Source organism: Actinospica durhamensis (assembly GCF_018139695.1).
GTDB lineage: Bacteria > Actinomycetota > Actinomycetes > Streptomycetales > Catenulisporaceae > Actinospica > Actinospica durhamensis.
Map to the genome: position 1 here is coordinate 1 of NZ_JAGSOG010000698.1, position 515 is coordinate 515.

Annotated in this window: 1 protein-coding gene; it reads right to left on the minus strand. The window is 68.7% G+C overall.

The annotated features are described in order from the left end of the window. Positions 1 to 515 (minus strand): MFS transporter (locus tag KDL01_RS41780; RefSeq protein ID WP_212534249.1); only part of this gene is annotated, 515 nt, incomplete at both ends.

Sequence of the window (515 nt, forward strand, 5' to 3'; positions counted from 1 at the left end):
CAGCAGGGGGCCGCTGATGCCGCCGGCGGCGGTGCCGATGGCGTAGAAGAAGGCGATGGACATGGCCCGGGTCTCCATCGGGAAGATCTCGGAGACCGTGAGGTAGGCGCTGGACGCGCCGGCCGAGGCGAAGAACAGCACCGCGCACCAGCAGGCCGTGAGGGTGGTCGCGCTCAGCGAGCCCTGGTCGAACAGCCAGGCCGTGCCGAACAGCAGCAGGCCGGAGAGCAGGTACGTACCGGAGATCATCACCCGGCGGCCGACCGTGTCGAACAGCTTGCCGAGCAGCAGCGGGCCCAGGAAGTTGCCGAGCGCGATGACGGCGAAGTAGTAGCCGGTGTGGCCCGACGGGACGTCGAAGAACCGGGTGAGGATCGCGCCGAAGCCGAAGGTGATGGCGTTGTAGAGGAACGCCTGGCCGATGAAGAGGGCGAAGCCGAGCGTCGACCGCTTGCGGTACCGGGCGAAGACCGCCCGGCCGATCTCGGTGAAGGTGGTCCGCTTGCGCTGGCGGA